11 protein-coding genes are annotated in these 13,376 nt (G+C 56.8%); 9 read left to right on the top strand and 2 right to left on the bottom strand.

Annotation, left to right across the window (positions count from 1 at the left end; genetic code table 11):
* The first annotated feature begins 102 nt into the window (after window positions 1-102).
* From ASE04_RS28590 to ASE04_RS28565, 6 genes are all read left to right on the top strand, one after another.
* Window positions 103-1,200 (top strand): carbohydrate ABC transporter permease, encoded by a 1,098-nt coding sequence (locus ASE04_RS28590; RefSeq protein WP_056826440.1) that lies wholly within the window; start codon window positions 103-105, stop codon window positions 1,198-1,200.
* A complete protein-coding gene (locus ASE04_RS28585; protein ID WP_056826015.1) occupies window positions 1,197-2,078 on the top strand; it encodes a carbohydrate ABC transporter permease in 882 nt (293 codons plus the stop codon). Before ASE04_RS28590 ends, ASE04_RS28585 begins: the two co-directional genes overlap by 4 nt.
* Before the next feature lie 100 nt (window positions 2,079-2,178).
* Window positions 2,179-2,718 carry a hypothetical protein gene (locus tag ASE04_RS28580; protein WP_056826013.1) on the top strand — a complete coding sequence of 180 codons (540 nt, stop codon included), beginning with the start codon at window positions 2,179-2,181 and terminating at the stop codon, window positions 2,716-2,718.
* Window positions 2,719-2,768: 50 nt separating this feature from the next.
* On the top strand, window positions 2,769-3,317 hold the full coding sequence (locus tag ASE04_RS28575) for a cupin domain-containing protein (protein WP_056826011.1): 549 nt from the start codon (window positions 2,769-2,771) through the stop codon (window positions 3,315-3,317).
* A gap of 364 nt (window positions 3,318-3,681) precedes the next feature.
* Window positions 3,682-4,485 (top strand): SDR family oxidoreductase, encoded by an 804-nt coding sequence (locus tag ASE04_RS28570; protein WP_156408910.1) that lies wholly within the window; start codon window positions 3,682-3,684, stop codon window positions 4,483-4,485.
* Window positions 4,486-4,587: 102 nt separating this feature from the next.
* Window positions 4,588-6,213, top strand: a complete 1,626-nt coding sequence (locus ASE04_RS28565) for an MFS transporter (protein WP_056826007.1) — start codon at window positions 4,588-4,590, stop codon at window positions 6,211-6,213.
* Window positions 6,214-6,230: 17 nt separating this feature from the next.
* Here the strand turns inward: ASE04_RS28565 and ASE04_RS28560 are convergent, their stop codons facing one another.
* On the bottom strand, window positions 6,231-7,097 hold the full coding sequence (locus ASE04_RS28560; protein ID WP_082597536.1) for an IclR family transcriptional regulator: 867 nt from the start codon (window positions 7,095-7,097) through the stop codon (window positions 6,231-6,233).
* A 143-nt stretch (window positions 7,098-7,240) separates the two neighbouring features.
* Complete coding sequence (locus tag ASE04_RS28555) at window positions 7,241-8,680, bottom strand: MmgE/PrpD family protein (protein ID WP_056826003.1); 1,440 nt, start codon at window positions 8,678-8,680, stop codon at window positions 7,241-7,243.
* A 196-nt stretch (window positions 8,681-8,876) separates the two neighbouring features.
* On the opposite strand from ASE04_RS28555, the gene ASE04_RS28550 reads away from it, so the two are divergent.
* The 3 genes from ASE04_RS28550 to ASE04_RS28540 all read left to right on the top strand — a co-directional run bounded on the left by ASE04_RS28550 (window position 8,877) and on the right by ASE04_RS28540 (window position 13,370).
* Complete coding sequence (locus ASE04_RS28550) at window positions 8,877-9,662, top strand: enoyl-CoA hydratase-related protein (RefSeq protein WP_056826001.1); 786 nt, start codon at window positions 8,877-8,879, stop codon at window positions 9,660-9,662.
* 462 nt (window positions 9,663-10,124) lie between these two features.
* Entirely contained in the window at window positions 10,125-11,492 is a 1,368-nt protein-coding gene (locus tag ASE04_RS28545) for an MmgE/PrpD family protein (RefSeq protein WP_056825999.1), read from the top strand.
* 51 nt (window positions 11,493-11,543) lie between these two features.
* Entirely contained in the window at window positions 11,544-13,370 is a 1,827-nt protein-coding gene (locus ASE04_RS28540; RefSeq protein ID WP_056825997.1) for a thiamine pyrophosphate-binding protein, read from the top strand.
* The last annotated feature ends 6 nt before the right edge of the window (window positions 13,371-13,376 follow it).

Genomic DNA, 13,376 nt, shown 5'->3' with positions numbered 1-13,376 from the left:
CGGAATAAGAGGCACTTACTTTGGTGAGCGCTTCCCGTTCACACACAATGGTGCCGAAGTTAGCGCTGGATCACGAAATTGACCGCCATCGACTATGCAAACATGGAACGAAATCAGGCCGCCAAGCCATCAGTCCGCCATCATCCACGGCTCGGTTTCGGGCTCTTGGTGGTTGGGACCGTCACCTTAAGCGCCATGCTCGCCTTGCAGGTTCTTTATACGCTCGAGATCATCACCATCGGTTTCGACACCTGGCGCCCCGTTGTCTATGCCTACGTCTTCTGGGGTGTGATGTTGTGTGCATCTCGCATCTTGACGCGGGGAGAAGCAGGATGGCGAGCTCTCTTCGTTCTGCCGGCGATTTTGTTCACCGTCGCAATTGTGCTGTTTCCGACGGTGTTTGCCTTTTTCGCCGCATTTACGGACTGGAACCTCGCTGGAAGGTCAGGGCCGCATTTCAACGGCTTGAGCAACCTACTCGACTTGGTGCACGACACCTACTTCTGGAATGCGCTTGCCAACATGCTCTTCTATCTCAGCACCGTCGTCGTCCAATATATACTCGCTTTTGGGCTGGCTTTGCTGCTGAATGCCGACATTCGCGGACGAAAATTTTTCCGGGTCGCCTTTCTGATGCCGTTCATGCTCAGTCCGGTAGCAATCTCATGGATGATCGGTCGCTCGATGATGGATCTTCGCGCAGGACCGGTCTCGAACTTCATGCGCCTTTTGGGGTGGCATGACCCGAGCTTCTTCACCTCGCCTTGGGCTGCGCGCATCAGCATCGCTGCCATAGATGCGTGGGTTTGGATACCGTTCATGATCATTCTCCTGCTTGCTGGGCTACAGGCGATGGACAAGGAGATACAGGAGGCGGCCAGAGTTGATGGCGCGACGTCATGGCAAGCGTTCTGGCAGATCACATTTCCGCTCATGCTTCCCGTATCGATTACCGCCATTCTCATCAGAGTGATCTTTCTCTTGAAGCTTGCGGACGTCGTCATCAATGTCACTGCTGGCGGTCCAGGCGGTGCGACAGATACTGTGTCGAGCTTCATCTTTCGCATGACAGGCGATCGAGCAAACATCGGATATGGGACGATGCTGGCGATTGTCTACCTGATCCTTATTACGGTGTTCTTGCTCCTACTCATCCGAACGTCTGCACGCCTTGTTCGGTACAAGGAGGATCGCGAATGAACAAGCGTCTGCAACAGGCGACCGGGAAGTCGCTCATATACGCGGCCCTTTGCCTTTGGACCGTCGTGTGCCTGTTTCCAATCTACTGGACCTTGACGACGTCGTTCAAACTTGGCCGCGATGTCATCCGCGGGCGCCTCATCCCCGGGGTCGACTACGTTCCCAGTTGGGTCGGCTGGCGTTCGCTCGGCTTTTCGCCAGACACGATTTTCGAAGCCTCGACAGTACGCACGGAATTTTTCTCGAGGTTTGAAAATAGCCTCATCATCTCGCTTGGCGCGTCTTCGCTGTCTCTCGTCCTTGGTTCCCTGGCGGCCTATGGTCTCGCAAGGTTCAGCTATCGCGCTGGGCCCCTGCACAACAGGGACATTTCATTTTTCTTCCTATCTCAGCTGATCCTTCCTCCGGCCGTGCTGGCAATGCCGATCCTCATCTTGTACCGCGCGGTTGATCTCCTCGACACCCGCATCGGTGTTATCTTGATCTACACACTGTCTGTCCTGCCGATCGTCATATGGATCACGCGTGACCAGTTTGCATCCATCCCGCGCGAACTTGAGCAGGCCGCTCTCGTCGACGGCTGCTCAACATGGGGAGCCTTTTTTCGCGTGGTGTTACCTCTGGCGATGCCAGGGCTGGCGGCAGCATTCATCCTGTCAGTGATCCTTTGTTGGAACGAATACTTTCTCGCCGCTCTTTTGACGAGTTCGAACGCCAAGACCCTGCCGGTGATGGTCGCCAGTCAGACCGGTGTTTCCGGCGTCGGATGGTGGACGATGGCGGCGCTGTGTTTCGCATCCGTCCTCCCGCTCGTGATCGTCGGGCTGTTTCTCGAAAAGTTTATTGTCAAGGGTTTGACCGCAGGTTCCGTGAAATAGGGGTGCTACACTGTCTCGTCCGGCAAGATGACCGCATTGCACGGCCGGGAACGACAAGCTCAGAGGCGGAGATTGTCAAAATTCCTCAAGGGAGAAACGGATGACCAAAGCGCAAGTGGCAAGTGACCATCGCACGATGAGGGCGCGCCGCGTGGTGACAGGGGTAGATGCTCAGGGTCGTTCGACATTTGTGAGTGACGAGGTCGTCGAGGAGCGATTTGTCGGCGATGCGTTCACGGTTAACATGGTATGGCGGGTTGGAGGAATACCGATCCCCGTCGATGCGATAGGGGCGTTCCGCGAGATCACGAATGTTCCACCAGAACGCGGTTTCAACTTCTTTATCACGACATTCCCGCCGGACAGCTCCTGGGACTACTCCAAGGACTATGCCAAGTCACTCACTGAGCTTCAGGCCGACGCCGCAGCGGGATCGCAGGACGATCCAAGTATGCACGCGACGAACACGTTGGACATCATTGTTGTGATCTCGGGCGAAGTCTTTGCCTGCGTCGAAACAGGCGAAATTCTTCTAAGGCAAGGCGACACCCTCATTCAGCGTGGCACGAAGCATACATGGCATAACCGCACGAGCTCCGACTGCGTGGTCGCGGCATTCATGGCGAGCGCGAAACGATGATAAAGGCAGCACTATTCCCACACTGACAAGAAAAAACAGAGGAGAGATCAATGACAAACGAAAAACAGGACGGTCTGCAGACAGACCACCGCAACGCGCGCTCGCGCCTCGTCGTCACGGGTGTCGGCGCCGATGGCCGTTCGACCATAGTCAGTGATGCTCTGTCGGACAAACGGTTCGTCGGAGACGCCTATTGTGTCAACATGATGTGGCAGGCACGATCTATTCCGGTGAGCATCGAGGCGGAAAGTTCCATCACTGAAGTCAACTTCCGTCCCCCGCCGAATGGCGTCACCGTCGTGACGACAACGTTCCCGCCGGACAGCTCTTATGACTACAAGGCCGGATATGCCAAGTCTCTCGAGGATTGGGGAGCTAACCATCGAACTGGACGAGACAACAATCCGGCAATGCACACGACCGATTCAATCGACATCGTCACGATTGTCAACGGTGAGATCTGGGCAATCTTGGAAGGCGCGGAAACCTTGATGAAAGCTGGAGATGTTCTGGTGCAACGAGGCACGAGGCACGCTTGGGAAAATCGGAGCAATAGAGACTGCACGATCGTGGCAACGCTGTTGAGTGCAACCCGGTAAGATGACGCACAAGCGGTTGCACCGGATTAGGCAAACGGCTTCCATAGAGCCTGCGAGACAAGCGGTCAGGTTATCATTCGTGTTGACCTGGGCGCTCACGGCCTTGAGGCTAAGAGGCCCGGTGGGTCACTTTGTCACCCGCCCTGCTCCCGAGGCAACAGCGCCGAGCGTTCTGTTGCAATGGCAGGAAGATAACAGGATTCATAACTTTCTCCTATTTTGTGGGATTGTCTTATGGGTTCGGAAGATCCGAAGATTCCGTCGTAATGTCCCGATCGTGGCGGATCCGCAAAACCTCGCAGCAGTGCCGGCTTGACATTAATCCTCCATAGTGAGACATATTTACAGCATCGGAAAGTGAGTGTTGGCTGACGCACCCTTGTCGCCGACATACGAGGAGAACGATATTATGGACTTGGGAATAACTGGCAAGCGCGCTGTTGTGATCGGTGGAAGTTCAGGGCTCGGCTACGCAGTGTGTGAACGGTTAGCTCAGGAGGGCGTTGAGCTTGTCGTGTTTGCACGAGATCTCGGAAAGCTGAATACGGCGAAGGATCAGCTTCTCAAGATTCCGGATGCGAAGGTCGACGTGGTCCCCGGCGACATTACGAGCATCGATGATATCGAACGGTTGAAACAGATCGTCAGTGAGACCGGGGGCGCACAGATTCTGATTCTGAATACGCCGCCGCCGCCACGTCCCATGTTTGACTTTCTCGCTGAACAGGATGATCAACGGTGGGAAGATGCTTACCAGGGTCAGTTGAAAGGCGCACTCCTGGTTCTGCGAAAGTTGACACCCCTTCTTCTCGGTCAGGGATGGGGACGGATCGTCGCGATCACGTCAGCCTCTATCAAACAACCGCTACCAAACCACGCGCTATCGACAGTCTACCGAGCCGGCGTTCAAGCGGCACTCAAACATCTTTCGATGGAACTCGCCGAACACGCGGTGACTGTCAATTCCGTTGCTCCAGCTGTCGTGGTGACATCGTCTTACCACACTGTGCACAACATCGAAGAGCGCGTCAGCCACATTCCTCTGAAACGTGCCGGCAAGCCCGAGGAACTGGCGGCAACTGTCGCGTTTTTTGCATCTGATCTGGCGGGCTTCATTACCGGTGAAAATGTGCAGGTAGATGGCGGATTTACGAGGTCTCTCTACTAGCGCGCAAGCGGCGCCTCGCCATGAAACCCGCAATTTCGCAGGGCCGCGTCGCTAGAAGAAGCTCGCTGCCACGGGCGAAAAAAAGTTCGAAGCGAGGCTGATGTGGACCGTTCGCAATCGCCAATTGGACTGCTGGTGCATCACCGTTCGTTCCTCGTCTACTGGATGGCCGGTCTAAGCGCGAATTTTGGTTGGCAGATCCAGGTGGTAGCGGCGTCGTGGCTGATGACCGCGATGGACGGAAGACCAGAACTTGTGGCGCTGGTGCAGGCATCGGTAGCACTGCCCGTCATGCTATTGTCGTTGCCGGGCGGCGCAATCTCGGACGCCATTGGTGACCGCAAGATTGTGCTTTGGGCCCAGACCTTTCTTCTCGCTGTAAGTGTCGCCCTGGCTCTCCTGTCTTACATCGAACGCTTGACGCCTGCCTTGCTCTTAGCCTGCACATTCATGGTGGGATGCGGTCGAGCATTGTATTATCCGGGCTGGCAGGCCATGGTTTTCGAATTCGTTGAGAAAAAGCACGCGGTCAAGGCGGTAGCACTCAGCTCCAGCAACCTCAATATCGCGCGCAGTCTTGGTCCAGCGATCGGCGGCTCGATCGTTGCGATGGCTGGTGGGTTCGCCGCATTTTCGGCAAGCGCCCTGACGAATGTGAGCGTGCTCTTGTTTGTTCTACGATGGAAGGGCGGAAAGCGCGACACTGCCCTGCCGCCGGAACCTCTGGCCAGCGCGATGATTGCGGGCATACGCTACGTATCACTGTCACCTTTGCTGGTGACTATCATGTTTCGCTCTCTGATCTTTAATATCGCTGCCATCGGCGTCTTGGCGCTGATGCCTCTGGTAGCCCGCGACCTGCTTGGGGGCGGTCCAATCTCATATGGGGCTTTGCTTGGCGCGTTTGGCTTCGGTGCGGTTACGGGAGCGCTACTGATTGACATGGTCAGAAGCCGATTTGCGCTGGAGCCGTTTCTGGCAGCGGGTTTCTTCGGCTTTGCGATCTCTTCCATCGGACTTGCCTGGAGCCCTCTGACGCTCGTCTCGATGCTCGCGAGCGCGCTCGGTGGGCTGAGCTGGGTGTTTGTTCAAGTGACCTTGTATTCCTTGACGCAGATTTCCTCTCCTCGCTGGGTATTGAGCCGTGTGATCGCGATCTTCCAGATGGCCGTTTTCGGAGGCAACGCCGCCGGCAGCTACGCATGGGGACGATTGGCAAGCGACTACGGAACGAGTGCCTCTCTCGAAGCGTCTGCTGTGTTCCTGATCCTGGGCGCGGGACTGGCCCCAGTACTCAAGATACGACCGCTAAAGCCGGACAAGCTCGATTCCAACAACCAGTGGTCTGCACCGCAACCAAAGCTCGACATGGTGATGACAAGCGGCCCTGTGATCACGACTATCACCTATCGCATTTTGGAACGAGATGTTGAGCACTTCCTTGAGGCGATAGGCCGCAAGAGACGCAACCGGCTACGCGACGGAGCTTCGCGGTGGGCACTGTCGCGCGACATGCAAGATCCCTGTGTCTGGTTCGAGCGCTTCTACGTCGCAACTTGGGCCGAAGCGCAGCGATTGCACGCGCGGCGGACAGTGGAGAGTGCCGAACTTATCGACTATTTGCGAAGCCTGCATCAAGGTAGCGAGCGGCCTGAAGTCCATTACGAGCTTGTTCGCGAGCCTTCACGCGGGGAGAGGCAGATCAAGCCGATTTCATTGGGTCATTGATGGTTTAGTCGGCGCCACTAGCCGACAGCACGTGCCGGTCGATCCGTTCCGACTGCAATGACCCCCACCCGGTCGGTCACCTGACGCCCAGCATCCCTGACGATCCCGACCACACGATCGATTTCCTCGCGATTAAAGCTGGAATCGGCCCCGGCGACACCGATGCTACCGAGAATCTGCCCGGCCTTGTTGAAGATCGGCGCAGCAATACCAATGACGTCGGGATTGAACTCGCCGATCGTCTTCGCGTAACCTGCGCGGCGAATGTCAGCAAGATTTTCGCGAAAGGCATCCCAGTCAGCGCCAAGCCCTGAAGTGGCAATCGAGCCACGGTGCTTCGCATAAATGCTGCGAAGCTGGTGTGGACCGAGATGGGCCAGTATGATCTTCGAGGCCGCGCCGCGAAACAGCGGTCGCCGCTGGCCGCGGGAGAAAAGATGCGCTGGGCTTTCGGGTGCCAACTCTTCACGCACGCAAAGAACCGAACCGCTGAAAAGCGCGCAAAGGACGGCTGAAAGATTGGTCTCCTTGACCAACTTTTTCAATGTAGGACCCGCAGCTTTGTAGAGCGGATCGCAATGACGGATCTGAAGATCGAGCTCAATGATACGCGGACCGAGCGTGTAATGTCCGTTTGCAACGGGTGCAAGCATACCAATGTCGGCGAGCGCTTTGATATAGCGATAGCCAGTTGACCGAGATGTCCCGAGTGCTCTGATCAGACCATCGCTGGACCACGCGGGCGCCGCCGCAGTAAATAGATCAAGAAGGCTCAGCATCCTAACGAGGCTATTTGAACCGAGGTCTTCGGATACCGGCTTTGACGATTTTTTCGTGGCGGAGACTGCGCGGGCAGTGGTGGTTTTCGCTGAACTTTTCGCCATCGTCCTTTTATCTCGAAATAAGGCGGCGTCTGCTGCCTCGCCCGTCACTGATTTTATTTCATAGTATTGGATAATACGATGATTTGTCTACCCTTGACGTGGACTATTGCCCACGCCTCGATATCTGCACTGTGAGTGTGGCCTCACGCAGTTGCGCTATGGGCTTGGCTGACAGTCAAGCGGTGCCTCAGCAGATCGGTCAGCACGGCGATCGGCACGTCCGGGTCAAACCGGTCGATGACGGCAAACAGCTCGGATGCCGTGTGCGGCCCTAAGGCGTTTACGGTGAGTTCATCGAGCTTTGCCTGATGCTCCTCCAGTGTGAACGGATTGCTCGGCATCCCTTTTCCCCCTTCCATGAACACCGCCTCTTTCGACCCGTCCTTGAAGGTAACGATGACTTCGCCGACGAAATTGAACGGATATCGACGGTCGAGCTCCTCGGAGTGCCTCAAGCGAATTCGACGGGAGAACTCAACAACAGGCGAGCCCTCATCCAGCGCAAAATCGCCGTCAAGAAAGGCTCTGTGGGTCGCGTAGCCATTTCCCTTTCCCAACACCGCAAGGCCCATCTGCAGCGTCAAACTGAATTGCAGCTCTTCGATATTTGCAGTGCCGTTTTGCTGAGCATGCGGATTGTCACCGAGCGTGCGCGTCATGCCTTGGATTACCGCCTCAACCGACTCGATGTCATCGGCACGTTCCTGGAAGAGCGCCATCGCGTCGATGTAAGGATGATGAGCGCCGCAGCAGCAGTAGGCTTTTAGCCAAATGTTCGTGATGCGCTGCTCGAGAACGGTCGAAAAGGCCTGCATCGCATCGGCGATGACCACATCGCGGCGAATGAAATTGCGGAAAAACCCCTTTGGCCCCGTCAGATATCGCTTAGGTCCGGTGATCCCGACCTTTGCAAGCCTAGCAGCTTCAATGCCATTTCGCACGGCGATGCCGGCATGGATCCGTTTGATGGAGCCGCCACTCTTTGTATACTCCGTTGTGCCCGAGGCGTGACTGAGGGCGATCGCCATTGCGTGAGCCGTCTGGTCCATATCGAGACGATAAAGTTTGGCGGCAACCGCCGCCGCACCGAAATTGGCAAGCACAGCATGCGCATGCCATCCGGCATTAACAAGATCGGGCGCAGCGAGACGACCCAGCCGGACATAGACTTCGTAGCCCGCCATCATGGCTTCGACAACCTGTCCAAAGGACGCTCCGAGCTCTTCCCCCACGGCAATAGCAGTCGGCACAACGCAGCAGCCCGGGTGCCCATTGCTGGCGACGTCGTCATATTCAAAACCATGACCGTAGGTCGCGTTGATGTAGGCTGCATCGCCTGCGTCAATCTTGCTCGCCTCGAGAACGACGCTCGAGGCGCCAGCACGCGGTTTGTTCAGAAACCGGCGCGCATCCCGAGACCATGGAAGATCGACTGCGCCGGCTTGCAAGGCGAGCTGGTCTTTGATGAGGGCCTTGAGCGCCGGCACCGACGCCTGCTCAATGTCGGCCCATCTGAATTCATTGATGAAGCGCGACACCGCACCCTCAAAATTGACCTCGCCCGTGATCTGTCCTTCTGACATAATTCCCCCATTATTAGCAGCTGCATTGCAGAAATCCTAGTTCTTGAGAATATCCTGCATTGCGGGATATCGCAAGCTTATTCGGCCGATCAGGCGTCGTCCAAGACGCGCGCGAGACGTCCAATCTGTCGTATGCAACGTTTGACATTTGTCCCGCATTATAGGATATAATACATTCGCATTGAAGGGGGAACTGATGGTCGAAGAAAGACAAGAGGTTGTTTATTCAAACAGCGTCAGTGATTGCGTAAGCCTGGTTACGATTAACCGCCCAGAGCGGCGAAATGCGCTTAACCTAGAGGTTAAGGATAGACTTTCGAACATCCTTCAAGCTCTTGAGCAAGACCCGGCTGTTCGTGTGATCGTGTTAACGGGAACGCAAAATTGCTTTGTCGCAGGCACCGATCTCAACGAACTGGTCGATATGAAGGCAATTGATCACACGCTGCTCGTAACGGACCGGGTCTTCTCGGTTCTGCGCCGTTGCACCAAGCCTGTGATTGCAGCCGTTGAAGGATACGCTTTGGGTGGTGGATGCGAGCTGGCTCTCGCCTGTGATATCGTCATTTCCGGCGAGACGGCGCGTTTCGGCTTGCCAGAAATACTCGTCGGCGTGATGCCGGGGGCGGGCGGTACGCAGCGGCTTTTGCGAACGATCGGCAAATATCGAACGATGCGCTACGTTCTTACCGGCGATCCAATCATGGCGCGCGACGGCTTCTCGATGGGCTTTGTCTCCGAACTGACCAAAGATGGTGAGGCCTTGCAAACGGCGTTGGCGCTGGCTCAAAAAATTGCCGCTATGCCGCCCTTGGCCACGAAAGCGATAAAGGAAGTGGTACAGACCGGAGGCGATGCGTCGCTCGACACCGCGTTGTTGCTGGAGCGCAGAGCATTCCAGCTGTTGTTTGACACAAACGATCAGACCGAAGGAATGCGCGCATTCCTGGAAAAGCGCGCAGCGAACTTCCTCGGGCACTGAGTTATTGCTTCTTCTTCGCCTCGTCGAGGTCGAAGAGAACCATCTTGGTGGCCGCCGATTTGAGTGCTCTGCAAAATTTGCGGGGCTCGGCAGATGCGGGCTAGGTTTGTGCACTTGGCGGCCGCGTTGCCGGCGATGCGCCCAAGGAGGAGTGCTGTGAAATGTGAATCCCTCCCATTCCGGAAATCACGTTGACGCCACCCACCGTGTCTCCAGCACAGGGACCCTCGATCGGCATAGCCATCATGTTCACGACTGCATGTTCCGGGTGACCGCAAGACCGTCGATAACATCGACCGTCAAAAAACCAAACGATCGGCTTGACAAACACACGTGATTGGCAATTAATGTCAATATATGGGATTAAATTATGGCTTGGCTTGAGGCCTTGCCAAGTCAGGGGATTTGCGTCAGCGCGTTCAAACAAATTATTGCGCCGCCGCCTTAGAAAGAGAATCCAAAATGGTAGCACTTACTGCAGATGTAGGTCGGTTTCTTGCTGCAATTCGCTATGACGGGCTTCCAGCCGAAGTCCTACCGGTCGTCCGAGATGCTTTTGCCGATACCGTGGGCGTCATCATGGCCGGCGTCGACCAGCGCATATCCAAGATATTGCGCAAGACGCTCGTTGAGCAGGCGGGCAGACAAGAGGCCCGTGCCTGTCTGTCATCGCATCTTGTCGCCGGTCCCGATGCTGCTTTGCTCGCCGGCGCAATTGCTCACGCTCTCGACTATGGATGCCAGACGATGTCCGGTCATCCGGGCGGGGTCATCATTCCAGCGATCCTCGCGGAGGCTGAAGTTCTGGGATCGACTGGCGAGGAGATGGTCACAGCCTTCGTCGCCGGTTACGAAGTGTGGTGTGAGGTCTGGAGACGGAACAAGAACTACCATAAGGCAGGCTGGCATCCGACGGCCGTTCTTGGACCGGTAGCGGCGGCTGCGGCCTGTGCCGTGCTTCGAAAACTGTCGGCTGAGAAGGCGCAAATGGCGATCGCCATTGCGGCCAGTCACTCCGGCGGCCTGTTTTCCAATTTCGGATCGATGACAAAAGGTTACCATTCGGGAATGGCGGCTCGGAATGGCGTCATCGCTGCGCGTCTTGCCGACGCGGGAATGACTGGTGGGCAAGATGCCTTGGAAAACAAGCAGGGCTTCCTTGCAGCCTTCTCGTCAGGGGGAACCCCGGATATCGAATCGCCGTCTCTGCTCGGCAAGGAGTGGTACCTTCCGCGCTACAAGCTTCAGTTCAAGATGCATCCGAGCTGTTTCTTCATGCACCGATCGTTCGAGGGAACGTTGAAGATGCTCGAAGGTCGCAAAATCGATCCGCAGGAAGTGGAATCGGTTGAGGTCGAGATGGGCAGGGGGCAGGTGACGGTGCTCGTCCACGATCAACCCCAGAACCAGTACCAAGCCCAGTTCAGCGGGCAATTCGGCATTGCGGCTGCGGTTATTCTCGGCAAGTTCGGCGTGCCGGAGATTGCCGATGAGGTCGTCCAGAGGCCGGACATGCAGGCCTTCTATCCGAAGGTGAAGCTCAAGGCGGTCGATGAATACGACCCACGGGATCCGGTTTTCTCACCAACTGAAACCGTAACTCTGAGGCTGAAGAGCGGTGAAGTCATTGACAGTGGTCCGATCTCAACCATTCCCGGTTACGCTGCAGAGCCATTAACGCCCGAGGAACTGTGGACGAAGTTCCGAGACTGTACGCAGTTTACCCATTCCGAACCCGAGGCACGAGAGCTTTTCGATCTGCTCCAGCGCGTCGATCGGCTGCCATCGGCACAGGCTCTACCGACCTGCACAACAATTTTTCGCGACTAGATCAAGCGTTTCGCGCCCGTCGGGCAAGACGCACATCATGAGGAGGCACCTATGGAAAAGAAAATGATCACGGTCTCGCAGGCCATCGCCCGGCTGCTTGAGACAATGGGGACGGAAGTTGTCTATGGCCTCAACGGCCACGGAAACTGGGGCTTGCTTGACGCGCTCGTCTACGAGACGAACATTACCTGCATCGGTGCGCGCATGGAAGACCAAGCTGTCGAACTGGCCGACGGCTACTGGCGTTACAAGCGCGGCGGACCGCTTCCGATCGTGACGACAAGCGTCGGGCCGGGCAACGCCAACATCATGCCCGCCATTGCAACCGCATATTATGAATCGATCGGCCTCCTCGCCCTTGTTGGCGTCGGCGCAACGCATTGGTTCGATCGAGGCGGGATTGAGGAAGCCTATCGCCAGGGACCGGAGGACTTTGCTGGCGCGATCCGACCGATCTGCAAAAAGGCCGTCATGGCAACCCGTCCTGATACGTGTATCGATATGTTCCTGCGCGCCTACAAGACCGCGCTGACGGGTCGCCCGGGGCCGGTGGTCATGGCTATTCCATTCGACATCCAGCACGCCCTTATTCCCGAAGATAGCCTTCCCGATCCGCTTCCCTATATGCGCGTGCGCCGTCCGGGTCCGGATCCGGAGGGAATTGCCGCCGCAGTCGAACTCCTCAAAGCCGCCAAGCGCCCCCTCGTTGTTTTCGGCAGCGGCATCGCCAATAGCGGTGCGCATCAAGCGCTACAGGATTTTGCCGAAGCGACCGGCACGCCCGTTGTGGCAACCTCGGCCGGCAAGGCGGCATTTCCCGAAAAGCACCGCCTGTCGGCCGGCACGGTTGGTCGCGCCGGTACGCTGCATGGCAACCATCTGGCACGCCGTTCCGATCTGATCATCGGCGTGGGCACCCACTTTACCGATATTGATTCGGGCGGCTGGACGTTGTTTGACATTCCCGGCAACGCCAAATTGATCCATATCGACATCGACGAGAACGAGCTTGGTCGCGCTTATCCCACCGAAGTTGCTTTGAACTCGGATGCCCGGCTTGCACTCGAAGCGTTTACGAAGGCTGCGAAGGCGTCCGGTGTTGGCGAAAAGGCTGATTGGACTGCGGAACTAGAAAAGGAGCGCGCTGCTTTCGAGGAAGCTGTCAAGCCCCTGCGCACCTCCGCGATTTCGCCGTTGCATTATGCGCGGGTCTGCGAAGACGTAAGCCAGGTGGTCGAGCAGACCTGCCCGGATGCCGTCATCACCTTCGATACCGGCCACATGCTGAGCTTTGGTCCAGCATTTATCCGCGCCTCGTCGCGAAACGTCTTCCACAGCAGCTTTATGCACCGCATGGGCTGGAGCGCTTCGGCGGCGATCGGCGCCAGCATGGCCAGTGGCGGAAAACCGGCGATCGCCCTGTTGGGGGACGGAGCCTTCATCATGCGCAATACGGTCATGCTGACGGCTGTTGAGCAGAAGCTTCCTGTCATCGCGATCGTCTTCGACAATAAGTCGTTGCAGATCGAGCGCGAGGCTATGTTCAAGATCTACGGACGCGAGTCGCTTTGCGATTACCGCAAGAAGGACGAGACCGAACTTTGGGGGCCGGATTTTGTGAAGATGGCCGAAGGGATGGGTTGCGTTGGCGTTCGCGTCGAAAAGGCCGACGACTTCAAGCCCGCTTTCGAAGCGGCCATGGCAAGCGGTCTGCCAACAGTCATTAGTGTCGCAACCGAAATCGAGACGCCGCAATACCGCTCGGCTTGGTACCCCTATCCGAAGAACTGGGACGAAACGTGGAAGCCCGGGCTCGTTGCAGGCGAGACCGGCAGGGCATTCGAGATGCCGACATTTGAGAAGCACGCCGGCGAGTGAGGAGAT

The sequence above is a fragment of the Rhizobium sp. Root708 genome (assembly GCF_001429725.1).
Classification (GTDB): domain Bacteria; phylum Pseudomonadota; class Alphaproteobacteria; order Rhizobiales; family Rhizobiaceae; genus Rhizobium.
The sequence above is the reverse complement of the archived record's forward strand: the minus strand, read 5'-3'. Positions and strand labels throughout refer to the sequence as shown.